Annotated in this window: 24 protein-coding genes; 20 read left to right on the plus strand and 4 right to left on the minus strand. The window is 38.5% G+C overall.

The genetic code is table 11. The features are described 5' to 3' along the window. The first annotated feature begins 10 nt into the window (after window positions 1-10). The 15 genes from FBF83_RS00295 to FBF83_RS00365 all read left to right on the plus strand — a co-directional run bounded on the left by FBF83_RS00295 (window position 11) and on the right by FBF83_RS00365 (window position 14733). On the plus strand, window positions 11-895 hold the full coding sequence (locus tag FBF83_RS00295; RefSeq protein ID WP_136945165.1) for a 3-hydroxyacyl-CoA dehydrogenase family protein: 885 nt from the start codon (window positions 11-13) through the stop codon (window positions 893-895). Then, a complete protein-coding gene (locus FBF83_RS00300; protein WP_136945166.1) occupies window positions 895-1671 on the plus strand; it encodes an enoyl-CoA hydratase in 777 nt (258 codons plus the stop codon). Before FBF83_RS00295 ends, FBF83_RS00300 begins: the two co-directional genes overlap by 1 nt. 18 nt (window positions 1672-1689) lie before the next feature. Beyond that, window positions 1690-2094, plus strand: a complete 405-nt coding sequence (locus FBF83_RS00305; protein WP_136945167.1) for an acyl-CoA thioesterase — start codon at window positions 1690-1692, stop codon at window positions 2092-2094. A 78-nt stretch (window positions 2095-2172) separates the two neighbouring features. Continuing rightward, a complete protein-coding gene (locus FBF83_RS00310) occupies window positions 2173-3237 on the plus strand; it encodes a phosphotransferase family protein (RefSeq protein ID WP_136945168.1) in 1065 nt (354 codons plus the stop codon). Window positions 3238-3245: 8 nt separating this feature from the next. After that, window positions 3246-4001 carry a 2-phosphosulfolactate phosphatase gene (locus tag FBF83_RS00315; RefSeq protein WP_136945169.1) on the plus strand — a complete coding sequence of 252 codons (756 nt, stop codon included), beginning with the start codon at window positions 3246-3248 and terminating at the stop codon, window positions 3999-4001. Next, a complete protein-coding gene (locus tag FBF83_RS00320; RefSeq protein WP_136945170.1) occupies window positions 3982-5721 on the plus strand; it encodes an acyl-CoA dehydrogenase family protein in 1740 nt (579 codons plus the stop codon). Before FBF83_RS00315 ends, FBF83_RS00320 begins: the two co-directional genes overlap by 20 nt. Before the next feature lie 14 nt (window positions 5722-5735). After that, window positions 5736-6506 carry an SDR family NAD(P)-dependent oxidoreductase gene (locus tag FBF83_RS00325; protein WP_136945171.1) on the plus strand — a complete coding sequence of 257 codons (771 nt, stop codon included), beginning with the start codon at window positions 5736-5738 and terminating at the stop codon, window positions 6504-6506. Window positions 6507-6525: 19 nt separating this feature from the next. Further along, window positions 6526-7317 carry an enoyl-CoA hydratase/isomerase family protein gene (locus tag FBF83_RS00330; protein ID WP_240687943.1) on the plus strand — a complete coding sequence of 264 codons (792 nt, stop codon included), beginning with the start codon at window positions 6526-6528 and terminating at the stop codon, window positions 7315-7317. Between the two features lie 121 nt (window positions 7318-7438). Next, window positions 7439-8302: a branched-chain amino acid ABC transporter permease gene (locus FBF83_RS00335; protein ID WP_136945173.1), complete on the plus strand. Its 864-nt coding sequence runs from the start codon at window positions 7439-7441 to the stop codon at window positions 8300-8302. After that, window positions 8302-9309: a branched-chain amino acid ABC transporter permease gene (locus FBF83_RS00340; RefSeq protein WP_136945174.1), complete on the plus strand. Its 1008-nt coding sequence runs from the start codon at window positions 8302-8304 to the stop codon at window positions 9307-9309. Before FBF83_RS00335 ends, FBF83_RS00340 begins: the two co-directional genes overlap by 1 nt. Further along, window positions 9309-10088: an ABC transporter ATP-binding protein gene (locus FBF83_RS00345; protein ID WP_136945175.1), complete on the plus strand. Its 780-nt coding sequence runs from the start codon at window positions 9309-9311 to the stop codon at window positions 10086-10088. The genes FBF83_RS00340 and FBF83_RS00345 overlap by 1 nt, the downstream gene beginning before the upstream one ends. Further along, window positions 10066-10773, plus strand: a complete 708-nt coding sequence (locus FBF83_RS00350) for an ABC transporter ATP-binding protein (protein WP_136945176.1) — start codon at window positions 10066-10068, stop codon at window positions 10771-10773. Before FBF83_RS00345 ends, FBF83_RS00350 begins: the two co-directional genes overlap by 23 nt. Before the next feature lie 30 nt (window positions 10774-10803). After that, window positions 10804-12039, plus strand: a complete 1236-nt coding sequence (locus FBF83_RS00355; protein ID WP_136945177.1) for an ABC transporter substrate-binding protein — start codon at window positions 10804-10806, stop codon at window positions 12037-12039. Between the two features lie 23 nt (window positions 12040-12062). Continuing rightward, entirely contained in the window at window positions 12063-13733 is a 1671-nt protein-coding gene (locus tag FBF83_RS00360) for a long-chain fatty acid--CoA ligase (RefSeq protein ID WP_136945178.1), read from the plus strand. Between the two features lies 1 nt (window position 13734). Continuing rightward, entirely contained in the window at window positions 13735-14733 is a 999-nt protein-coding gene (locus FBF83_RS00365; RefSeq protein ID WP_136945179.1) for a phosphotriesterase family protein, read from the plus strand. Between the two features lie 55 nt (window positions 14734-14788). Here the strand turns inward: FBF83_RS00365 and FBF83_RS00370 are convergent, their stop codons facing one another. Next, window positions 14789-15706 (minus strand): ketopantoate reductase family protein, encoded by a 918-nt coding sequence (locus tag FBF83_RS00370; protein WP_136945180.1) that lies wholly within the window; start codon window positions 15704-15706, stop codon window positions 14789-14791. A gap of 141 nt (window positions 15707-15847) precedes the next feature. Between FBF83_RS00370 and FBF83_RS00375 the strand changes: the two genes are divergently transcribed. Together FBF83_RS00375 and FBF83_RS00380 are read left to right on the plus strand one after the other, a co-directional pair. Then, entirely contained in the window at window positions 15848-16744 is an 897-nt protein-coding gene (locus FBF83_RS00375; protein ID WP_136945181.1) for a hypothetical protein, read from the plus strand. 65 nt (window positions 16745-16809) lie between these two features. After that, window positions 16810-17748, plus strand: coding sequence for an NADP-dependent oxidoreductase (locus FBF83_RS00380; protein WP_136945182.1), 939 nt, complete (start codon window positions 16810-16812; stop codon window positions 17746-17748). A gap of 166 nt (window positions 17749-17914) precedes the next feature. Here FBF83_RS00380 and FBF83_RS00385 read toward each other — a convergent pair whose 3' ends face one another. Then, complete coding sequence (locus FBF83_RS00385; RefSeq protein WP_136945183.1) at window positions 17915-19270, minus strand: YjiH family protein; 1356 nt, start codon at window positions 19268-19270, stop codon at window positions 17915-17917. Window positions 19271-20022: 752 nt separating this feature from the next. On the opposite strand from FBF83_RS00385, the gene FBF83_RS21085 reads away from it, so the two are divergent. Then, window positions 20023-21045: a GNAT family N-acetyltransferase gene (locus tag FBF83_RS21085; protein ID WP_240687944.1), complete on the plus strand. Its 1023-nt coding sequence runs from the start codon at window positions 20023-20025 to the stop codon at window positions 21043-21045. Beyond that, on the plus strand, window positions 21042-21920 hold the full coding sequence (locus FBF83_RS00395; RefSeq protein WP_136945184.1) for a hypothetical protein: 879 nt from the start codon (window positions 21042-21044) through the stop codon (window positions 21918-21920). Before FBF83_RS21085 ends, FBF83_RS00395 begins: the two co-directional genes overlap by 4 nt. Before the next feature lie 38 nt (window positions 21921-21958). Here the strand turns inward: FBF83_RS00395 and cspD are convergent, their stop codons facing one another. Both cspD and FBF83_RS00405 read right to left on the minus strand, forming a co-directional pair. Next, window positions 21959-22159 (minus strand): cold-shock protein CspD, encoded by a 201-nt coding sequence (gene cspD, locus FBF83_RS00400; RefSeq protein ID WP_048309367.1) that lies wholly within the window; start codon window positions 22157-22159, stop codon window positions 21959-21961. A 224-nt stretch (window positions 22160-22383) separates the two neighbouring features. Beyond that, window positions 22384-23598 (minus strand): MFS transporter, encoded by a 1215-nt coding sequence (locus FBF83_RS00405; RefSeq protein WP_169525115.1) that lies wholly within the window; start codon window positions 23596-23598, stop codon window positions 22384-22386. Between the two features lie 412 nt (window positions 23599-24010). Between FBF83_RS00405 and FBF83_RS00410 the strand changes: the two genes are divergently transcribed. Next, window positions 24011-24424, plus strand: a complete 414-nt coding sequence (locus FBF83_RS00410) for a CoA-binding protein (RefSeq protein WP_136945186.1) — start codon at window positions 24011-24013, stop codon at window positions 24422-24424. The last annotated feature ends 24 nt before the right edge of the window (window positions 24425-24448 follow it).

Below are 24448 nucleotides of genomic sequence, written 5' to 3' on the forward strand. Positions count from 1 at the left end.
AGGAAATGAGATGAATAGTAAAGAGATTAAGAAGATTTCAGTACTTGGGGCAGGATCCATGGGCCATCAGATTGGCATGCTCTGTGCACTAGGAGGATATGAAACGATCATACAAGATATTAATGAAATGGCTTTAAAAGATGCTGGAGAGAAACTCGAAGGCATTATGACGAAGTGGATAAAGAAAGGTAAAATCACTGAAGAAATGAAAGAAGATGCTTTTAATAGATTACATTTTACGACAAGCCTTGAAGAAGCAGCTGTTAAAGCTGATTTTATTATTGAAGCGATTGTAGAGAAACTCGATGTTAAACGTGAAGTATTCCAGAAGCTTGATGAATTAGCCGCTCCTGATGTTATTTTTGCATCTAATAGCTCTACAATTGTTAACTCATTAATTGCTTCTGTAACAAATCGCAAAGATAAAGTAGTAAATATGCACTTCTTCTTCCCGCCACTCGTAATGGATTGTGTAGAAGTTGTTATGAGTGACGCAACATCAGAAGATACAGCGAAAATGACAATGGATGTTTGTGAACGAATTAATCGGACTGGTGTTCTTCTGAAAAAAGAAATTTCTGGATTTGTTGCTAATCGTATTCTAGGAGCACTGCAAAAAGAAGCGATGTACCTATATGAAGAAGGAATTGCAGACTTTAAAGATATTGATTTAATTTGTAGAAAAGCTCTCAATCATCCTATTGGTCCATTTGAGTTAATGGATTTGTCAGGTATAGATGTTGGCTATTATGTGATGCAGCAACGATACAATGAAACCGGCAATCCTGAAGATAAACCTTCTCAGGCAATTGAGGATAAGGTGAAAGCAGGCACGCTAGGTCGAAAAACTGGTAAAGGCTGGTATGACTATACAAAAGAAGGAGTGAAGAACTAATGAAAAAAGTAACTTACGAAATTCATGAGAAAACTGCCATTGTAACCATCAACAATCCACCTCTTAATGTGTTAAGTAAACAGGTAACAACAGAATTGTACGATGTATTTACTGAACTAGAAACAAATGAAGAGGCAGTTGCCGTTATTTTAACAGGAGCTGGAAATAAAGCTTTCATGGCAGGCGCTGATATTAAGGAATTTCCTGAATGGATCGGTCAGACTGGTTTTAAGGACATTGTCCTGGAAACTCACCGTGTCATGAATTACATCGATCATTTTCCTAAACCAACGATTGCCGTGTTAAATGGTTTAACGTTCGGTGGTGGATGTGAGCTAGCTATGACCTGTGATATACGAATAGCAGAAGAGCATGCGCAACTCGGTCTTCCTGAAATTAAGCTTGGACTTTTCCCGGGTGGTGGCGGAACACAGCGTCTTCCAAGGCTTGTTGGCGAAGCAAGAGCAAAGGAATTGATGTTTACTGGAGAACCTATTACAGCAGAAGAGGCAGATCGTTACGGTCTCGTTAATCATGTTGTACCTACAGGTCAAGGAATGACGTATGCTCAAGGTATGGCAGCTAAAGTGACTGGTCAATCTTTGCAGGCGTTATCCCGCATTAAACATGCAGTTAATAAAGGAGCACACCTTCCGATTGAAGCGGCTGTTGAACTTGAAGCGGAATTGTTTGAAGAAGTTTTTCAAACAGAAGATATTAAAGAAGGCGTCCAAGCGTTCATCGAGAAAAGAAAGCCTGCATTTACACATAGGTAGTAGAAAAGAGGGAGTCATATGAGTGAAAATATCGATGTTCGAGTAAGATTCTGTGAGACAGATGCGCTTGGGCATGTAAATAATACAAGCTATTTCATTTATTTAGAAGAAGCTCGGGTGCAATTTTTTGAATATCTTGGTAAACAATCTGGTACGGACGATTGGCCGTTTATACTTGTTTCTACGAAATGTGATTTTATAAAGCAAGTGTACTTTAAACAGGCACTTCGTATTGAAACATCAGTTAAAAGAATAGGTTCGAAAAGCTTTACGCTACTTCACTTGATTAAAGACACAAGAACGAATGATACTTTAGCTGAAGGTGAAGCAACCGTTGTTTACTTCGACTTCAAGAAACAAACAAGTGAAATCATTCCAGATGAGTTAAGGAAAAGGCTCGAGGAATCTTATCAGTTGCTATAAGAATGCAGTAAGTGTATCAAAACCATCAATCATTACACACTTAAAAGACCGAATATTTTGTAATCAGGAGAGTGGCGTATGTCCTATTCACACGATACGATTCCTGTCCGGGATGGAGAAGAGCTTGATCAACAAAAGCTTGAAACTTTTATTAGAGAAAACATCAATCAATTAAGTGATGACCCACTCACTATTCAACAATTTGAAACTGGTCGCTCAAATTTAACATACCAGCTTTCAATTGGTGACTGGGAAGCGGTACTGAGAAGGCCTCCTCTTGGACCACTTGCACCAAAAGCGCATGATATGGAGCGAGAGTTTACCATTTTGAAAGAATTACATCCTATTTTCTCCCTTGCTCCTAAGCCATATTTTTATAATGAAACTCTGCTAGGTTCGCCATTTTTTCTAATGGAAAGAAGAAGAGGTGTCGTACTTGATACTTCTTTCCCGGATGGTTTTCAGCCAACGGAAGCGATCTGTAGAAACATCTCTGAAACAATGGTAGATACTCTTGTAGAGCTCCATAGTATTAACTATGAAGCTACTAAATTGAGTGAAATAAGTCATCCAGATGGGTTTATGGAGCGTCAGGTGCATGGGTGGATCAAACGTTATCACCGGTCAAAAACAGATGAAATCCCTGGTATTGATGAGCTAACGAATTGGATGGCCTCAAATATACCTAAATCGCAAAGCCCAACTGTTATTCATTACGATTTCAAATTAAACAACGCTATGTTTGCGCACGATGATTACAGCAAAATAGTAGGATTGTTTGATTGGGAAATGACGACTGTAGGAGATCCCCTCGCAGACCTAGGTGCTGCAATGGGATACTGGCTGCAACAAGATGATCCAGACATGCTTAAAAGTGGAACAGGAAAGCCTCCTATTACAGTTATGAACGGTTTTATGACAAGGGATGAATTTATCGAATCTTACGCTAAGAAATCCGGTAGAGATGTTTCACAAATGAATTTTTATTTAACCTTTGCTTATTTCAAGCTCGCCGTTATTTGTCAGCAGATATACTATCGATGGAAGATGGGCCAAACAACAGACGAACGTTTTCGTGATCTGAATCAATTTGTTGCTAGCTTAATTGGTCATGCTCGGAACAATGCCAGAGTAAAGCGTTAGGAGTTCATATGGGAAAAATACACTTGCTTATGAAAAAAGAAGATATTGATCAGGAGAAGATAGGTAATGGAAAAATTGCAGTTGTGCTGGACGTACTTCTGGCTACATCTACAATCACTTCAGCTCTTGAATTTGGAGCAGAACAGGTGATTCCAGTTCTTGATCAATACGATGCATTAGCGGAAGCGAAAGCATTACCTGATGGAAGTTATCTGCTTTCTGGTGAATATGAAGGTAAGACAATTGAAGGGTTTCTTGACCCAAATCCACTGCAATTGAAGAAAGCGGTGAAAGGCAAAACATTAATTCTTTCAACTACGAATGGTACCGTAGCCATTAAACGTACAAGTGGAGCAAAACGAGTATATGTAGCCTCGCTCTTAAACGGAAGAGCTATTGCAAAGAAGCTCAACCAGGAACATCCGAATGAAACAATTGTGGTAGTTTGTTCTGGTTCATCAGGTGAATTTGCTCTAGAAGATTTTTATGGAGCTGGTTATTTAATTAATCAAATGATCTCATCATTGCCTGATTGGGAGCTTACTGACGCTGCACGTGCTGCATCTTCGTTCTATAGAGGCAGTGAACAAAGTGCGGAAGATGTTTTAATTTCTTCTCGTGTCGGAGAGATGATCAAACGATATGGGTATGAAGACGAAGTGAGATTTGTAGCTTCAGAAGGTATTTTTTCGATCATACCTTTCGTAGAAGGAAAGAAAACAATTATACGGGAGGAGGTCCATCATGACACAAATCAAGTCTAGTCGTACGGGATCTGATTTTCTTTATCGTCAGTCCACTCCAGATGATATTTTTACTCCTGAAGAGTTTACAGATGAACATCGGATGATTGCAAAAACAGCACAACAATTCGTTGAGAAAAACGTGGATCCTTTTAGAGAAGCGATCGAACATCAGGACTTTGATCAAGTTGTTACTTTACTTAAGAAAGCAGGTCAACTTGGATTACTTGGACATAGTATTCCAGAGAAATATGGTGGAATAGGGCTAGATAAGATTTCTAAATGCGTAGTAGGGGAGGTTGTTGGGAGGACGAGTGGTTATGGTGTCGCGCAATCCAACCATACCTGTATCGCTACCCTACCGATTACGCATTTTGGTACCCACGAGCAGAAGAAGAAGTATCTTCCTAAACTTGCTTCAGGGGAGTATCTTGGCGCATATTGTTTAACAGAACCTAGTGCTGGGTCCGATGCGTTAGCGTCACAAACAACAGCGGTGCTTAATGAAGAAGGAACTCACTATCTTCTAAATGGAACGAAATTATATATAACCAATGCTGTGTTCTCAGATACCTTCATTGTATATGCCAAAATTAATGGAAAACAGTTTTCTGCATTTATTGTAGAGCGAAATTTTCCTGGGCTTTCACTAGGACCTGAAGAAAAAAAGATGGGGATTAAAGGTTCATCGACTAGATCAGTAATTTTAGAAGATTGTCAGGTTCCTATTGAAAATCTTCTCGGTGCTGCTGGAAAGGGCCATGTTATTGCACTGAATGTGTTGAATTTAGGACGATTTAATCTTGGTTCGGCTTGTACTGGGGGAGCAAAGCATGGATTAAAATTAGCACTTCAGCATACGAACGAACGCAAACAGTTTGGTCGTACCATTGCTGAATTTACTGCTACGCAAGAAAAAGTAGCTCGCATGATGACAAGAATTTATGCTTCTGAATCGCTCCAGTACAGAACGGCGTTCTTACTGGAAGAGGCCATGAATGGACTGTATAACGAGACCGATCACAAAATCGTAGGCAAACAAATGATGGAATTCGCTGTAGAATGCGCGATTTGTAAAGTATTTGGTTCTGAAACACTAGATCAAGTTGTGGATGAATCTCTTCAGTTACATGGTGGGGCTGGTTTCATAAAGGAATATCCGATTGAACAGATGTATCGCGATTCAAGAATCAATCGTATTTTTGAAGGTACGAATGAAGTAAATCGAATGTTAATTGTTGGAACGCTCTTTAAGAAAGCAACTAAGGGAGACATTTCCCTTGAAGAACTAGTTGAAAAAGCAAGACGAAAGCTAGCAGAAAAGGTAAACGATCCGACAAATGAGGAATCGGCTATCCAAAGTATACGAAACGTGTTTTTCTTTTGCGTAGGGACTGCTTTTGAGAAACATGGTGAGGATTTAATGGATAACCAGGAATCTCTAATGAGGCTTTCGAATATAGCCATTGCGTTATATGCAGCGGAATCTGCAGTTCTTCGAGCTTTGAAAGATCAGGGTGAAATGAAAATTAAGCTAGCAAGAACCTTTTTAGAGGAAACTCTTCAAGATGTTGAATCTACGGCTCGAATGCTGCTAATGAGTATTCTACCTAAAGAGAAGAAGCAACAAGCTATCCAACTCGTTTTTAACGAGCTTTCTGCTTACGATTTCGGAAGCTCGCTCGAACGAAATCGAGAAATAGCACAATCAATCTATAAGAAACTAAAGTATGACGTCTAGAAAGTGGTGTTAGAATGGCGAGATTTACAGGGCGAACCGCTGTTGTGACAGGTGGCGGAAGCGGAATTGGAGCGATGACTGCAAGACGTATCGCTTCTGAAGGTGGGACAGTGATACTTGTTGGACGTACAGAAGAGAAGTTGAAACGCACAGCCAATGAGCTTAAAGACTTAGAAGGAACAGTATTAACATGTGTAGCTGACGTAACAAAGCAAGCAGACATTGAATCACTTACTTCTTTTGTTAAAGAAAAAACAGACTCCCTTCATATTTTAATTAATAATGCTGGAGGTTCACAAGGTTCACCAATTCTTGAGATGTCTGAGGAAAATTGGGATCATGCGCAGTCGGTAAATTTAAAAAGCGTATTCCTTGTATCTAAAGCACTTGGAAAGTTGATGTTGGATACAGCTAAGGAAAACAATTCATTGGAAGATTTATCGATTGTTAACGTCGCTTCATTATCAGGACATAAAGCGGGTGCTCAAATTCCTCATTACAGTGCTGCAAAGGCAGCGGTTATTAATTTTACAAGAGCACTAGCTGTGGAACTATCACCATACATTCGTGTGAATTCCGTATCCCCTGGTTTTGTGGAAACACCGCTAACAGAAGCAGGACTGAAAAATGAAAGATTTGAAGCTTCGATTAAACGTAATACAGTTTTAAACCGGGTTGGGCAGCCTGATGAGATAGCTAATGTGATAGCCTTTGCTGCCTCAACTGAAGCAAGCTACATGACAGGATCTGATTTATTAGTAGACGGTGGCTGGCTCATCGTATAAAAAAGAGGAGTGTTTAATGATGGAAACAACTGTAAAAACAGATCATCTAAAAGTGAATATTCAAGGGACTGTGCTTCATCTTACACTAAATCGACCTGAGGCACTAAATGCATTTAGTCCAGATATGATTTTAGGACTTACAAAGGCAATTCAGGATGCTAAAGAAAACGATGATATTCGTGTAGTGATGCTTTCTGGAGCTGGTCGATCTTTCAGTGCTGGTGGAGATGTAAAGACGATGGGAGACGCAACTTCAACTGAAGTATATGAGCATATTGGGAAATTAAATGAACTTGTGCTTGCGATGAGAGACCTTGAGAAGCCGATTATTTCAGTTATACACGGCTTTGCTGCTGGAGCTGGTTTTAATCTGGCGCTCGCAAGTGATATTATCCTAGCAGCGGAAGACAGTAGCTTTGTCTTAAGTTTCTCTCAAGTAGGATTAATATCTGATGGTGGAGGACTTTCTTTCTTGCCACGTCTAATCGGTCCTTACAAAGCAAAAGAGTTATTCTTCTCAGCACAACCAATCACTGCAAAAGAAGCAAAGGAATTAAGGATCGTTAATCAAACATACCCTCTATCGGTTTTACAAGATGAAGCGATTGCTTACGCAGAGAAACTCTCAAGAGGTCCTGGTAAAGCATTTGGTTTTATTAAGAAAATTGCAGACGCTTCTCTTACCTCATCATTATCTGAAGTTTTGGAGCAGGAACGAATTACACAGGCAATGATGGTAACAACAGAAGATCATAAAGAAGGCGCTAATGCTTTCAAAGAAAAACGCGCTCCTCAATTCAAAGGCAAATAGTCTCCTTATCAGGATTGGAGTTCATACTTCAATCCTGATAAAACACCCTCACATCTTGAATCCTCAGCATAAATCGTCGTTCCCTTTGTCTGGATCCTAACTGAAAAGAAGGAGGAAGAAAATGGAGCTTCTTTTCCAGCAAATTTTTAACGGACTTACAATTGGAAGCGTTTACACTCTTGTGGCACTCGGTTTAACACTCGTTTTCGGTATTCTTCACGTCCCTAACTTTGCACATGGTGCATTCTACATGGTTGGTGCTTATATTACGTTAATGATGATGGTAGGATTCGGCTTCAATTATTGGATAGCCATTATCGCTTCTGTAGCAGTCGTTGCAATACTTGGTGTTGTTACTCAACAGCTTATCTTTAAGAAATTAGAAGGTGCAGATGGTATGAGAATGATGGTGGCTGCCATTGGAATCCTCTTATTTCTAGAAGCGTTTGGTCAATTTATGTGGGGTACTGAATACTACAGAATGGATACACCTTATAGCTCTGTCGTAAATTTGTTTGGGTTAACAGTTACCTTACAGCGACTTTTAATTATTATTGCAGCAATTATTTTAATGCTAGCACTTCACTTCTTCTTAACAAAAACGATGATTGGTGCTGCAATCATTGCAATGGCTCAAAACCGTGAAGGAGCATTTTTAGTTGGGATTAATGCAAATCAGGTAGCTTGGCTAACATTTGCGATTGCTGGTGGACTTGCAGCAGCTGCAGCTTCTCTTGCATCTCCAATTAACCTTGTGTTTCCTACAATGGGCAATCTGGTTATTATGAAAGCCTTTGTCATTATTATAATTGGCGGAATGGGAAGTATTCCTGGAGCAATCATTGGAGGATATTTGCTCGGTTTAACTGAAAGCATTGGAGCGACGTACATATCATCTGATTATAAAGATGTAATCGCGTTTCTTTTACTCGTCGTCATTCTGACAGCGAAACCGACAGGGCTGTTTACGAAGGGGGTTCAGTAATGTCGAATCTTCTCTCTAAGCGAACAATGATCATGGTGTTATCGTGTGTCGCCATCCTATTTCCACTTGTATTTCAAAATATGTATCTTCTGCAACTTCTTACTCTCGTCTTTATCTGGTCCATTGCGGTATACGGTTTTAATATTATTTCGGGGTATGTAGGTTATCTCTCACTTGCACATGCAGGATTCTTTGCAATCGGAGCTTATGGTGTAGGTCTATTAACAACGAAAGCAGGATTGCCGTACTGGCTTTCTTTATTCCTTGCAGTCGTAATTACTGCTTTAGCTGGTGCTCTGGTTGGAGTTATTGCATTAAGAACAAAATCTCACTTTTTTGCGATTTATACGATGTGCGTCGGAGTGATTATTTATCTTCTCATCGACAAATGGGATAGCCTTACGGGCGGTGTTAGGGGATTAATTGGCATTTCAGCGCCTGGCAATATCGGGCCGATTACCTTTGATACGTTAACATCTCAGTATTATCTCGCTCTTTCATTCCTCGCACTTACTATTTTTATTTGCTATAGAATCGTCCATTCTTTACTTGGAAGAACATTTATTGCGATTCGAAATAGTGAGGAGCTTGCAAAAACAATTGGTATATCCATTATGAAAAATCAGCTACTTGCTTTTACGTTGTCAGCACTATTCGCAGGATTATCAGGCGCATTATATGCTTCATTTATTCGTTTCATAGGTCCTCAAATATCAGCAATTACTGTTACCTTTGAAATGCTTATGTATCTTCTTGTTGGTGGGATTGGTACACTTGCAGGCCCTCTAGTTGGCACATTGATTGTCATTTCGCTAACTCAGTCACTTCAATTTCTCGAAGAATACCGCATGCTTATTTTCGGACCTGTAGTTGTACTTTTAGTTCTATACTACCCACGAGGTATAACAGGAAGTATAGAAACGTTCATTCAAAAAAGAAAGCAACAGAAAATAAGCTTGCGAAAAGAAGAACATGAAGTCAAACGGGATGTAGAGGAGGCTGGTTAATGTTCTTTGAAACAAAGAAAATCACAAAACGATTTGGTGGTCTCGCTGCTGTAGAAGATGTAAGCGTTTCGTTCGAAAAAGGGTCGATAACAGCCATTATTGGTCCGAACGGAGCTGGGAAATCTACTTTTTTCAATTTGATCAGTGGGATTCATCCTATTACTTCAGGAAAAGTTCTTTTCAAGGACAACGATATTACAAAAATGCCACCTCAACAGATTGCTCGACTTGGAATTGGCCGCACATTTCAAACGACAAACTTATTTGAACAATCTTCGGTCCTAGATAACGTATTAATTGGTCATAGGCTTCGCACAAAATCAGGGATATGGGATGCGATTTTTAGAACTGCGAGAGAAAAGGAAGAAGAGAAACAATCTTATGAAAAAGCAATACAGGCCCTCGAATTCGTAGAGTTGATGAATGTTGTGGAGCACCCTGTGTCTCTTATATCTCAGGAAGAGAAAAAGAGGTTAGCTTTTGCACTTGCACTTGCAACAGATCCAGAAATGGTGCTACTTGATGAACCAGCTGCCGGTGTCAATCCAGATGAAACAGATGGATTAGCGTACTTGATGCGAAAAATGGCAGATCACGGCATTACCGTTTGTCTGATTGAGCATAAAATGCCAATGATTATGAGTCTAGCAGATAAAATAGTTGTCTTGAATCATGGGAAGAAAATTGCGGAAGGTCCACCGGATGAAATACGTCAGAATGAAGCTGTAATTCAAGCATATCTAGGAGGCGAAGTTCATGCTCCAGTTAAACAATATTAACGTGAACTATGGGGCGTCTCAGGTGCTGAACAACATTCGCCTTCATGTAAATGAAGGGGAGACAGTCGTTCTTCTTGGAGCAAATGGAGCAGGTAAAAGTACAATTTTCCGTACGATAAGTGGACTAATGAAGCCTGTTTCAGGAGATGTCGTGTTCATGAATCGCAAGCTAACTGGTAAGTCTCCACACTCGCTTGTTAAAGAAGGAATTGTGCAGTGCCCCGAAGGTAGAAAGCTTTTTCCTCATATGTCTGTTTATGAAAATTTGAAAATGGGCAGTTTTGTTCATCGCAAGCAGCGTAAGGAGGTAGAAAAGCGTTTAAAGGATGTATATTCGCTCTTTCCTATTCTTTATGATAAACGACATGAAGCTGCGGGATCATTGAGTGGAGGACAGCAACAAATGCTTGCGATTGGACGAGCTCTTATGGCGAATCCGAAAGTACTTCTTCTTGACGAACCTTCTCTTGGTCTAGCTCCCCTAATTGTTGAGCAAATGTTCAACATTATTGAGGATATTAATGAGCAGGGAACAACGATTCTTCTAGCTGAGCAAAATGCAAATGCAGCACTTCAAATTTCTAACCGTGGCTATGTCATCGAGAGCGGCAAAATAGTTCTAGAAGGAAGTAAAGAAGAGCTGTTATCTAATGATGAAATCCGCAAGGCCTATATTGGGGCATAAAATGAGTCTATTTGAACAGGGGGAGAAACGATGAAATTCGGTAAAACACTCTTTGTACTTCTAATGGTTCTGGTTGCAATTATGGTAATGGCTGGTTGTGCTGCAAGCTCAGTAAGCAATAGCAATTCAGAAAGCTCATCTAATGCTAAGCAAACGAAAGATACTAAGACTGATGGAAAGACTAGTTCTTCCGCCGAAAATACTGTGAATATAGGATTTAGTGGACCTTTAAGTGGTCCAGCGGCTTATTACGGGGAGAACACACTAAGTGGTTTGGAAATGGCTGTTGATGAAATTAATGAAGAAGGTTTTGAAGTTGATGGCAAAACATACGACATTAATCTCGTAACTCTAGACGATCAATATTTACCGAATGAGACAGGTACAAACGCAAGAAGACTTGTACAAGAAAACAATACCCCAGTCATTTTTGTTCCACATAGCGGTGGTGTGTTTGCTACACAGGTGTTTAATGAAAAGGAGAATTTTCTAATTGCTGCGTACACGAGTGAACCGAAAATCATGGAACAGAATAATTCATTAACACTCGGGATCCCACCAGCTTATAGTGCTTATCCAGAACCTTTTACAAAATATGAAATGGAAAGGTTCGGCAAGAAGATTGCACTTCTTCCAACTGCATCACAATATGGTAAGGATTGGACTGACGCATTAAAGCCTGTGTGGGAAGAAAATGGTGGAGAAGTTGTGTTTGAAGGATCAATTGATTTTAGCAAAGATACAGACTTTTTCTCTATTGTTACAAAAGCATTAAGCAATGATCCTGATGTTCTCTTTGTTGGTGGACCTTCCCAACCAACAGCATTAGTCATAAAGCAAGCGAGGGAATTAGGGTTCGAAGGTGGATTTATGGTAATGGACCAAGCAAAAATTGAAGAGATGGAACCAGTATTAGGAGGTCTTGAACAACTAGAAGGTGCAATAGGTACTCTTCCAATAATCGAAAGCGATGCGTCAGGTGCAGAAGAGTTTATAAAGAAATATAAGGAACGATTTGATCGTATACCAACTGCTGAAGGTGCATTTAACTATCAAGCTATGCATGTACTTGTGAATGCTATGAAAGAATCGGGAAGTGTGGATGATCCCACAAAAATCATGGCAAGTATAGAAGATGGGATTAAAACACTTCCGGATGAAAACGTCGTTTGGCATATAAATGGACTTGTTAACGGAGGAGCATTTGATTGGAAACCAGCAATTGGTGTAGTTGAAGATGGAAAAGTGCTTAATAAAGACTATTAAGGTGTATGAAAGGGGATCGAAATATGAAAACGAATCATTTTCAGTTCTGGCCAAAACGAGTACCTTATTCACTAACTATTCCTGAAACAACGATCTATGATAATTTAACAGTTTCTGCAAAACGATATCCTACGAAAGAAGCGATTATCTACTACGGAGCAACATTGTCTTATGAACAAATGTTGCGGGAAGTGGATAAAACAGCTGCCTTCCTTGAGAAAGAACTCGATGTATCGCCTGGAGAGAATGTTCTTCTCTTTATGCAAAATTCACCTCAATTTGTAATAGCATATTATGCTATATTACGAGCAAATGCTATTGTGGTACCAATTAATCCAATGCTTACATCCGAGGAGCTTTCCTTCTATATTAAAGACTGCGAGATTAACACGGCGGTTATTGGTCAAGAGCTTTATGACAGGGCGGAACCGTTATTGTCTTCCACTACTCTGAAGAACATCCTAACGGCAGCTTATTCTTACTATGCAGGTGACGAAAGTGAAATTCCTGATGAGGTAGCTCTTGAGACGAAACCGATAAATAAACCAAATCATTATACTTGGGAAGAGGCAATCAATCATCAATTAATAGCAGGAGACTATAAACGGACAATTAATGATGTAGCTGTTATGCCATACACGTCAGGAACAACCGGTCTTCCTAAAGGGTGTATTCATCCTAACCGCACATTACAAGCTAATGCTGTGGGTGCGTGTCAATGGATGAACATAACAGCAGATGGTATGCATCTTGTTACGTTACCACTGTTTCACGTTACAGGTATGCTTCATAGTATGCATGCACCGATATACAGTGGGGCACCAATGGTTATAATGACAAGATGGGATCGTAATTTAGCGGCAAAATATATTGAGAAATATGAGATCGCAAACTGGGTGAACATTAGCACGATGTTAATTGATTTTCTGTCAAATCCTAATCTATCGAACTACTCTATTTCCTCGCTAAAGATTCTAGCAGGGGGAGGAGCACCACTTCCAGCAGCTGTTGGAGAAAAGCTATTCAATTTAACAGGGTTGCATTTTATTGAAGGGTATGGACTTTCAGAGACTATTTCTCACACGCACTTTAATCCACCTGATTTTCCAAAGCTACAATGTCTGGGGGTTCCATCGTTTGATGTCGATGCACGAATCATCGAACCAACTACAATGAAAGAACTAGGTGCTGGAGAAATTGGAGAAATTATTGTTAACGGACCACAAGTATTTGATGGTTATTATAACCGAGAGGATGAGAATCGTAATTCGTTTCTTGAGCTAGATGGTAAAACCTTTTTCCGTACTGGAGACATTGCTCGATATGATGAGGAAGGATACTTTTTTATCATAGATCGTGTAAAGCGAATGGTGAATGCTTCAGGATATAAGGTTTGGCCAACTGAAGTCGAATCGATGTTATACAAGCACCCTGCTGTTCAACAAGCATGTGTTGTTGGAGTACCAGATCCTCGTAGGGGAGAGACGGTAAAGGCATTTGTCATTTTAAATGATGAGGCTAAAGGAAAAGTCACTGAAGAAGAAATCATTGAATGGTCTAAGGAGCAAATGGCTGCCTACAAATATCCAAGAATGGTTGAATTTATGGATACATTCCCTACGACGAGCAGCGGAAAAATACTATGGCGTAAACTACAAGATAATGAAAAACAGAAAGCGGAAGGGGTGAAATAAAATGAGGAAGACAGTTGAAACCGTTACAGGTGCCATTCCAGTGGAACAACTCGGAAAAACCTTAGTGCATGAGCATTTTGCATTCGGGTATCCAGGTTTTAGTGGTGATATTTCTCTTGGGGCATTCGATTTTCAAGAAGCACTGCAAGTTGGAATTGCAGTTGCTGAAAGTGTAATGGCTCAAGGTGTTAAAACGGTTGTGGATCCTACGCCAAATGAATGTGGAAGAAATCCAGAACTCTTGAGGAAAATAGCTACGGAAACAGGGCTGCAAATTATATGTGCTACTGGTTATTATTACGAAGGTGAAGGAGCTACACCTTATTTCAAGTTTCGTCAGGCACTTGGAACAGCCGAGGAAGATATTTATGAAATGTTTATGAAAGAAATTACGGATGGTATAGGAACTACCGGAGTTAAGCCTGGTATTATTAAGCTTGCTTCAAGTAAAGATATGATAACTGACTATGAAATGATGTTTTTTAAAGCAGCAGCTCGAGTGCATAATGAAACAGGTATCACGATCTTAACTCATACGCAAGAAGGGACAATGGGGCCAGAGCAGGCTAAGCTATTAGTTGAGGAAGGCGTGAATCCTCAATCTATTATCATTGGACATATGTGTGGGAATACTGATGTCTCTTACCATTTGAGAACACTAGAAACGGGTGTGAACATCGGATTTGATCGCTTTGGAATCCAGGGACTGGTCGGTGCACCATTTGATAAAGAACGACTAGTAACTTTGATCGGTTTACTGAACAGTGGCTACGAGCGCCAGATCATGTTGTCACATGATACGGTTAATTACTGGATGGGAAGACCTCCAGTACTTCCTGAATCGGTGCAAAAGATTATGGCGAATTGGCAGCCTGTGTATATATTTGAAGAAATTCTTCCGAAACTTAAAGCGGCAGGGATTACAGAAGAAACCATTAATACTTTGTTTATTGAAAACCCTTTGGCATTGTTTTCGGCTGAAACAAAAGTTAAAGCATAAGAAAAAAAGCGAGGACATATCCTCGCTTTTTTCTATGAAAAACGTTATGAATCTATTATTCTTGCGTTTCATAAGGTTTGATCAAACGATATAGTGTTTCAGTATACGGTAAGGTTAGCTGAACACGCTCAGCAAGTCGAAGCGCCCCACCTTGTAGGTGTTCTACTTCTAGTTTGTTTTTCTTTCGCTTATCTTGGTGCATAGAGGAAGTAGCTTCATAAGGTAATTGATTAAACTGTTCCATACGGCGCACAATATCTTCCTGATTAATTTGAACATCATACTTAGAAGCAAGCATACCAATTTCCTTCATTACTTTTTGGACAAGTTCAAAGGTTTCTGGTACATCTCGGATTGTCCCTGTATGGAAGTCTCCTGCAGTAGTGACTCCAGACATTGCAGAAATGAACATATACTTTTTCCACATTTCTTCTTCAATAGTTGAACTTAATACACAGTTGAAGTTAGCATGTTTACTTATTAAATTTAATTCTTTGCATACTTCTTGGTGAGATGGATGGAGAGGACCAAAAATTAATTCATGGAAATCGCTTGTATGCTTTACGTGACCTCGATCATCAAGAGTTGCAATAATATAGGACAATCCCCCAAGAACTGCTTCTTCACCTAATTCCTCTTTCAGAACAGAAAGGTGTTCTATACCATTTAGAATTGGAAGGACCTTTGCTCCTTTTGAAACAAATTCTTTTAATGAGGGGACAGTGCCTTCAATGTGATAGCCTTTTACACCTAGAAGCACAAGGTCAGGATCCTTTACTTCATCAGGCTTAGTAAGGAGGTGAGGGTTTTCAATCTTTGCATTACCCTTCACACTAGTAATTTCTAGTCCTTCTTTTTCGATTTGAGCTTTTCGTCCTTCTCGAACGAAGAAGGAGACATTTGCTCCAGCTTCAATCCATCTTGCTCCAAAGTATGTACCAAGTGCTCCTGCGCCTACAATGACGATATTCATAAATACGCTCCTTTTAGAAATCGCTTTCTTCACTACTACTCTACTTTTTTATATAGAATTTTTCAAGAAATGAAAAAAAGGAAAATGCTTGATGAACGAGAAAGTAGCACGGAGAAGTAAATTATGAAAGGAAGGATAACAATGAAGAAATTATCTAAAAAGGACTTTCAAAAAGCATGTTCATTTGTTGAAAGTTATGCAAGACCTATTGATCGATCATTTCTTTCGTTTTGGAAAGAAGAAGCAAGTGCAGAAGAAGTATTACATGAGCTTGAAGCATTTCGCAATTCGGATGGAGGATTTGGCCATAGTCTGGAGCCTGATTTCAGATTGAAGGAATCGTCTCCTATGGCAACAACAGTCGCTTTTCAATACATGAATAAAATTGGTGTTTCAAAAAATCACCCTTTCGTTAAAGACGGAATTGAATACTTTATGAACACATTAAATACGAAAAAAGAACGATGGATAGCAGTTTCAGATAATGTAAATGATGTTCCTCATGCTCCATGGTGGCATGTAAGTGGGAATGAAAATCGTTATAGTGCCAATCCCGATGCAGAAATTGTTGGATATCTTCTTTATTATGGGGACGATAATAATGACCTTGCAAATGGAATGCTCTCTAAAGTTTTGGATCATCTTGAGAAGCTAAATGAATATGAAATTCATGAAGTGCTTTGTTATTTAAGATTGGCAAGATTGGTTGGTGGTGAAGAAGAGGAGTGTATTATAAAAAAGATACATAACAAGCTTCCATTGATTATTGATCCACCAGAAAAATGGGATCACTATGGTGTGCAACCAGTTGTGTTAGCAGAATCGGATCAATCGCCATTTGCAGAAGAATTAAACCAGGAGCTTCACGTAAACCTTGATTATATTGTTGATAAACAGCTCGCAGATGGTAGCTTTGAACCAAATTGGGAATGGGGACAATATGAAGATGAATGGAAGAAAGCAAAGGGAGAGTGGAAAGGATATTTAACAGTACAACAATTAATTGTACTTTCTCAATTTGGAAGAATTGAAAGTTAATTTGTTTAGAATCGTACTTGTAGTGGGAACATAATAGGGAATGAGAAAGAGAGGAGTTTTCTATTATGAAAGCAGTTGTAATCGAACAATATGGTGGAAAAGAAGAATTACATGAAAAAGAACTCGAGTCCCCTACTCCAGGGAGAAATCAGGTGGTTGTAGAGAGTTACGCAACCTCAATTAATCCGATTGATTGGAAATTGAGAGAGGGCTATTTGAAGGAAATGCTACCGTTCAACTTCCCGATCGTTCTTGGCTGGGATATCGCTGGTATTATTAAAGAAGTAGGCGAAGATGTTAAGGAATTTGAAGTTGGCGATCGCGTTTTTGCAAGGCCAGCAACAACCGCAAATGGTACATATGCGGAAGAAGTTCTAGTTGATGATCATTTGCTCGCATCTATTCCTGATTCCATTTCTTATGAGGAAGCTGCTTCAGTTCCACTTGTAGGATTGACTGCATGGCAATGTCTAATTGATTTTGCTGACCTACAAAAGGATGAAAAAGTACTGATTCATGCGGGTGCAGGTGGTGTCGGCAGTTTTGCTATTCAGTTAGCAAAATATAAAGGTGCATTTGTAGCGACGACAGCGAGTGGGAAAAATGAAGAGTATTTAAAATCCATTGGAGCCGATCTTGTTATAAATTATCGTGAACAGGACTTCTCAGAAGTGTTAGAAGAATATGATGTTGTTCTAGACACAATGGGTGGAGAAATCCAAGATAAGAGCTTCTCAGTTTTACGAGGTGATGGTCGTCTCGTGTCGATCGTAGGTGAACCCGATAAAGATAAAGCAAAGGAAATGGGAATACGCTCAGGAAACGTTTGGCTTGAACCAAATGGTGAGCAGCTTAAAAAAATAGCTTCTCTAATGGAAAAAGGAGAAATAAAGGCTACAATTGGACATCGCTTCCCGTTTGGTGAAGAAGGAATTCGAGAAGCACATGCTTTAAGTGAATCGCATCATGCGAAAGGTAAGATTGTCATTTTATTTGATAAATAACAAAAAGCAGCGGATATGCCGCTGCTTTTTACTTTATCCAAAATTAATTTCACATACCGTATTATATAAATAAATTTAAAAACCTAGTAGTAAAATTCCACTAAATAAGCCAAACAGCAAGGGAAATTAAAAAGAAGTCGGAATTGATTCTCCCGACTTCTTGTAATTAAAAGATAATATGAGCCATGATCACAATAATAGGTAAAGAGATAAGGGTACGTTGAAGGAAAATAATCACAAGATCAATGAACCTTACTGGTACCTTTGAGCCAAGGAGTAGTCCACCAACTTCAGACATATAGATGAGCTGAGATACTGATAGACTTGCGATAACGAATCGGGTCAAGTCACTCTCAATATCTGCACCAATAATGGCTGGAAGGAACATATCAGCGAATCCGATTACCATCGTTTGTGCAGCTTCAGCTGCTTCGGGCACCTGCATTACATTAAGTATTGGTACAAATGGCGCGCCAAGGTAGCTAAATACAGGAGTGGTTTCTGCAATGATTAACGCGACTGTTCCGATTGCCATTACAATTGGAATAACACCCATCCACATATCTAGTACGTTTTGGATACCACCTTTTACAACATTAGAAGTGCGGTTATCTTTTGCCGTTCTGGTTGCCAGAACAAGTCCCCAACGGAAACGGGACATGTTTTCTGGAATTGTATCATCTGGTGTCTCAGCAGCAGACTCAAATGTTGTATCTGGTTTTCGAGAGAGTGGTGGTATTCTTGGCATAATAACTGCTGCTACGACACCTGCAAGAACAATCGTTATGTAGTAAGGAATAAAATATTGCTCGAGCTTCATTTGCTGGAGAACAACAATACTAAATGTGATGGATACTACTGAAAACGTGGTACCGATAACGGCCGCTTCTCTTTTTGTATAATAGCCTTCTTCATATTGTTTACTAGTTAATAAAACCCCGATAGTGCCATCTCCCATCCAGGATGCGAGACAATCAATTGATGATCTGCCAGGAAGTGTGAAAATTGGACGCATAATTTTAGTAAGTAGCGTTCCGCAAAATTCCAATAAACCGAAGTTTAATAGAAGGGGTAAGAAGATTCCTGCAAATAAGAACACAGAAAATAAAATCGGAATAAGATCATTAAGCAATAAGCCGCCAGTTGCCTCTGACCAGATCCATTCGGGACCGATCTTATATAATGTTAGAATTGCGAAAATCATACCTAAAATACGCGCTAAAAGCCAGACTGGTGAGACTTTGAGAAGACTTACCAAAAATGGTCGCTTCGTCACCCAATTTGGTTTGATAATAACAGCTATAGTTGTAAGAATTGCAGTAATTGAAATGACAATAGTCATAATGCCAGGTAATGTAGTGCCGAATAAACCCTGGAGCCAACCCGCAAGTTTAGCAATCGGAATCGTCACGCCCTCATCGTTTGGAATGGGGATCATGAATAAAAAGATACCGATTAGAGAAGGGAGAGCAAATCTAAGTATTCCTTCTGAAGATAATTTAGTGTGATGATTACTTTGCATAGTAGTGTCACCTCTGTCGTTTCTAACGGATTTTCTGTAATGGAAAAACGTATCTTTATAAAAACATAGTTATGAATATAACATACCAACTCCTTTAGTAAAACATGAAAATACAATCTCTTGAATAAAAAAAGTGTTCAGAAAATAGCGACCAGTAGTATTATATCGTGAAACCGTTAACAATTAAAGTCTGGTAAAATGATATTTAAATAAGTATTCTAGATAGAGACCTAATACTAAAGAAAGGGCAAGGATATAAAATCCTTGCCCTTTCTGGACAGTTAATCTATTTAATTAGTAAATACTCACACGGATCTCGACGGAGTTTGAATTTCGTATTCTGCTTCAAATGTTGAACCAAAGAAACAAGAAGCACATTTTCGATAGCCTTTTTGACGAAGAAAAACAAGGAGTTCTTGTTCATGATTGGCTTCGGTCCGGTTTTTTATCGGGGTCTCGGGTAAATGACATTCATCACCAGCGTATGCTGTCCTATGGACAATTTGTTTTTGGTGGTCAATCATGTATTTTCCCATATATGTTTATCAAGTCCCATCTGTTAAAAGTATATTTTAATCATTGTAGCATACTATTTGAGACATTGATATACCATTAACTCTTCATTATACCCTTTTTGAGTCCGAATTATTACATTTAATATGCATTTAATAATTTATTTTTCGAAATTACTTTATTGATTTCTACTTTAGACTAATGTGACACTCGAATATGGTTCTAGAAAGGACAATCTAATGACTATTCTTATTGAAGAAAACGGTCTGGATATACGAACAATTGATAAAGAAGATGAAATGCATCTTTTGAAATGGTTAACGAATGATGAAGTACTTTCTTATTATGAAGGAAGAGACAACAAGTACACAATTGATAAAGTACGTAATGATTTTTTGGTCGATGATAATGAAACAAGGTGCCTTATATACAAGGAAAACTATCCAATTGGCTATATACAATTTTATCGGTTGAATGAAGTAAGAGGTATTTCACTTCCTGCAAACTCGTATGGAATGGATCAATTTATTGGAGAGCCAAAATATTGGAATAAAGGGATCGGAACAAGAGTTGTTAACATGGTTGTAAATTATATAATTGATCAATTAAAAGCTTCACTTGTTGTCATGGATCCAAAAACCTCGAATACAAGAGCAATTACCTGTTATGAGAATGTAGGGTTTGAGAGAAAATGTGTGCTTTCTAAGAATGAATTTCATGAGGGGGAATGGAGAAATTGTTATCTTATGGTCTATGATCCTTGTGAATATAACATTCAACCTACCCAGGAAGAACATCAAGTGAAATTGGGAAATTTGTTCACCACTCTTTGGGGAAGCACCGAAATGATTGTTTCCTCAGGGGTTTATGACATAAGTAGATTAGACGGTTTTATAGCTTACAATGAATCGGGCGATATTAGTGGAGTTATTACTTATTACTTTCATGAAAGCTTTCTTGAAATAATCTCTTTGGATAGTTTAGTCGAAAATAACGGTGTAGGTAGCCGGCTGTTAATGGAAGTCGAAATTGCTGCTTTCATAGGCGAATTAAATGAGGTATCGCTTCTTACGACGAATGATAATCTCAAAGCTTTACGATTCTATCAAAGAAAAGGGTATCGATTAACCAGTATTAAATCAGATGCAGTTAATCAAGCCCGTGTTCAAAAACCAGAAATCCCTGAAGTAGGTTACCATCAAATCCCTGTTCATGATGAGCTTGAACTAAGGAAAAAGTTGAAGGTAAGAGCAACGATATGACAAATTATATAAAAAACAATATGTTAACACTTCATGTTCTTCAAACGTGGGACATGCGTTTTATTCCAAATTATGATTTATTTTACTTTGAAGAAATGAAAGCTAACATTAATTGTTGTTCTAGAGCAACATTCACTCCTACTATTGATGAACGTACTTCATTTCTAACGTGGAATGTGTCTCCTAAATGCAAGTGGGTGGCAGTTGTCTCAAATGATACCTTTTTGGCGTTATCAAAAGAAGATCAAATCGTTATTCTTCAGGGCCAATTAAGAGCAAAAAGAGGTTTTGCTTTTACATTAGAAGAATTATATCAGCTACCACTTGCGGAAAATGTACATAGTATTCTCGATGAACTTAGCTTCCCTTTTGATGAGAAGAGTTATGTTATTTTCCAGAAGTGGAGTTGGGATTTGTTACCGATTGCTTATCGTTTTGAGGTTCTTAAAATGATTGCAAAGGATTTTGTTGAATCAACATCTATTTCAAAAGAAGGTGCATTAACAAAAAATCATTCACTAATGAATGTCTTTATAGGGAGTAATGGACCAAACTGTTTTTCCGCAGCTTTATGTAACCTTGAACAAAACGAGCATCGAAAAAATCACTTAACGAAAAAGTGGGTACAACAAGATGAGTTTCTTGAGGCATTAGAAACCTATAACTACTCTCCTACTAAGAGTACAAATGTGACTAGTCATGATGTGCTTGTCTGGTTTACTGAAAACCAACCAGTTCATGCTGCATTTGCTATAAACAAAGAGCTTCTAGTTAATAAAAACGGTCAGACAATGTTTCACCCTTATCAATGTCTATCAATAAATAACGTCATTAGCGAATGGAGAGCATCTCGTCTTGTAATATACAAAAAATAAGCCCCTGACGACTAGTCGTCAGGGGCTTATTAAGCCATTTATGCTTTTGTTACGTTAGCTGCTTGTGGTCCGCGGTTACCTTCTACGATTTCGAAGTTAACTTCTTGGCCTTCGTCAAGTGTTTTGAAACCTTCGCCGTTGATTGCAGAGAAGTGTACGAATACGTCGTCTCCACCTTCAACTTCGATGAAACCGAAACCTTTTTCAGCGTTGAACCATTTTACTTTACCGTTTTGCATAAAAAATTGCCTCCTAATGTACCTCATCGTACATAATTTAAAATTCACCATTCACTAATTTAATACGTTTACATTAAAAAACTGCAGCTTTTTAAGAGGATTTAACTTTGTTACCCTCTTTCGAAGCTACAGCTAATTTAAATCCTAAATATATTAATAGTAAAATGGTTTAAATATATAATAGCATCGCCTAAGCTAAAAAGCAAACCATTCTGGAAATTTATTTAGTGGTTAAAAGCTCTGCTTCCCTGTTTTTTACGAAGTGACTTGTCCTTAATTGGAAGAAAGGAGCCGATCATTGCTATACATGCTGCTCCTATTAGTATGCCTTGAGTCCCTTCACGTGCAAAACCAATAAGCACAATAAACACAATTAGATCAAATAGCGAGTCTAGAATTGATAACAATGAAATTGTAGTAGCTCTTACATAAGTTGGGATCATGTTATTACTCAACTGTGAATAGATGGGATACCGAATGGCTCCAACCCACCTTAAGAAGAGAACAACGAAAAGCATAACCCATAATTGATTTTGAAACATTGCTGCAATCACTAGACCTATTGCAGATAAAAAACCCGATGCGTACATTAAGAAAGTATAAGTGAATTTTTTATGAAGTAAGCCAATACTTCTGGAAGAAAAGAAAGCGAGTAACGCTCCAACTGCATATACAGATCCAATAAGATAAACGGGTAATCCTGCGTCAATCATAAGTGGCTGATCAAACTTTTGAAATACTGCAACGGTTGGAATGAATACAAGCGTTAAGTTCAAAAACATAAGCAACAACTGGGGTGCTTTTTTAATCACTTTAATTCCTTCAACTACTTTTCGTAGTGAAGTATTATCAGAAATCGTGAGTTGAACTTCGGGTTCACGAATTAGAAATAGAAGTAGAAATTCTACTATATAGGCCCCCATGCTAAGGACGATGAGTAATTTGAATTCCTGCATTTGAAGATCTTTTGCTAAAAATGAACCGAATAACACCGCAATCATCATTGCCACAAATCCAGCTGACTGAATGTTGCCTATCGCCTGGTCCATCTTATGATGTTGATCGTCTTTTTTAAGCGATTCATATATTAAGGCTTCATCCGCTCCCGAGAAAAACGTTACAGACAGTCCGTTTAAAAAACTGAATAGCAGGAACATAGGCAAACTTTCCGCACACAACAATACTCCTATGCTTGATAGTTTAATCGATGAGCCTACGATGAATGATAGTCTAGGACCAAAACGATCCGCGAAAACACCGGTAGGAATTTCACCAATCAAAACTGCCCCGCTCCAGCACAATAAAATGATTAGTATATCTGCTTCGCTTAATCCATTCTTAAGATAGAATAGCGTTAGGACAGGCTGAAGAAAGCTTATTGTTCCAAAGAAATTAACCCAAAATAAAACCTTGATATTTCTTGTTGAAATTGATGACATGATCCTCCAACTTTCATTGTATGTTCTGACATTAGAAAGGTAGGAGGGATGTGTTTACATTAAAGCAGTAATTCCCTCCTGTTTAATGAGTTAGAAAATAGAATTTTTGACATTAATAATTCCTCCTTCAGTTAGTTAAGAAAATTATACCAAATTGAGTTGGTTTAATGGATGATAAGTTAATAACTTAACTAAGACGAAACAACGAGTCAGAGAACTTATGGCTTTTTACAAAATACTCTACTTACATTATGGCAACGAGCTCGGGACACAATAACCCTTATAATTGTACTACGGTTATCATGAAAGCAATTAAACAGCTTGTTCAAAATACTTGAGCGAATTAGTGTTGATCTGACACGAGTTCTTTTATAATAAATGTATACCAATATTTGCAAAGGGGTGTACGTATATGAAAATTGAAAACCCATCTCGTAAGGAAATAGGGAAAATTCTTAAAGAAAACAAGCGAATCGCCGTTGTAGGTTTATCGAATAATCCAAATCGTACGTCATATATGGTTTCGCAGGCTATGATGGATGCTGGCTATGATATTATTCCTGTAAATCCAACGATAGATGAAGCATTAGGTATCAAAGCAGTTGCTTCTTTAAAAGATATCGAAGGTCACGTTGATATCGTTAATGTGTTTAGAAGAAGTGAATATTTACCTGATATTATGAAAGACACTGTAGACATTGATGCAGATGTTTTTTGGTCACAATTAGGTGTTATGAATGAGGAAGCGTATGAATATGGTAAAAAACATAACATGGAAATGGTAATGGATCGCTGTATTAAAGTTGAGCATGCCATGACGAAATAAAGAAAGGGGCGTAAACAATTACGC

Origin of the sequence: Guptibacillus hwajinpoensis, from assembly GCF_005144865.1 — a bacterium.
Lineage (GTDB): Bacteria > Bacillota > Bacilli > Bacillales > Guptibacillaceae > Guptibacillus > Guptibacillus hwajinpoensis_A.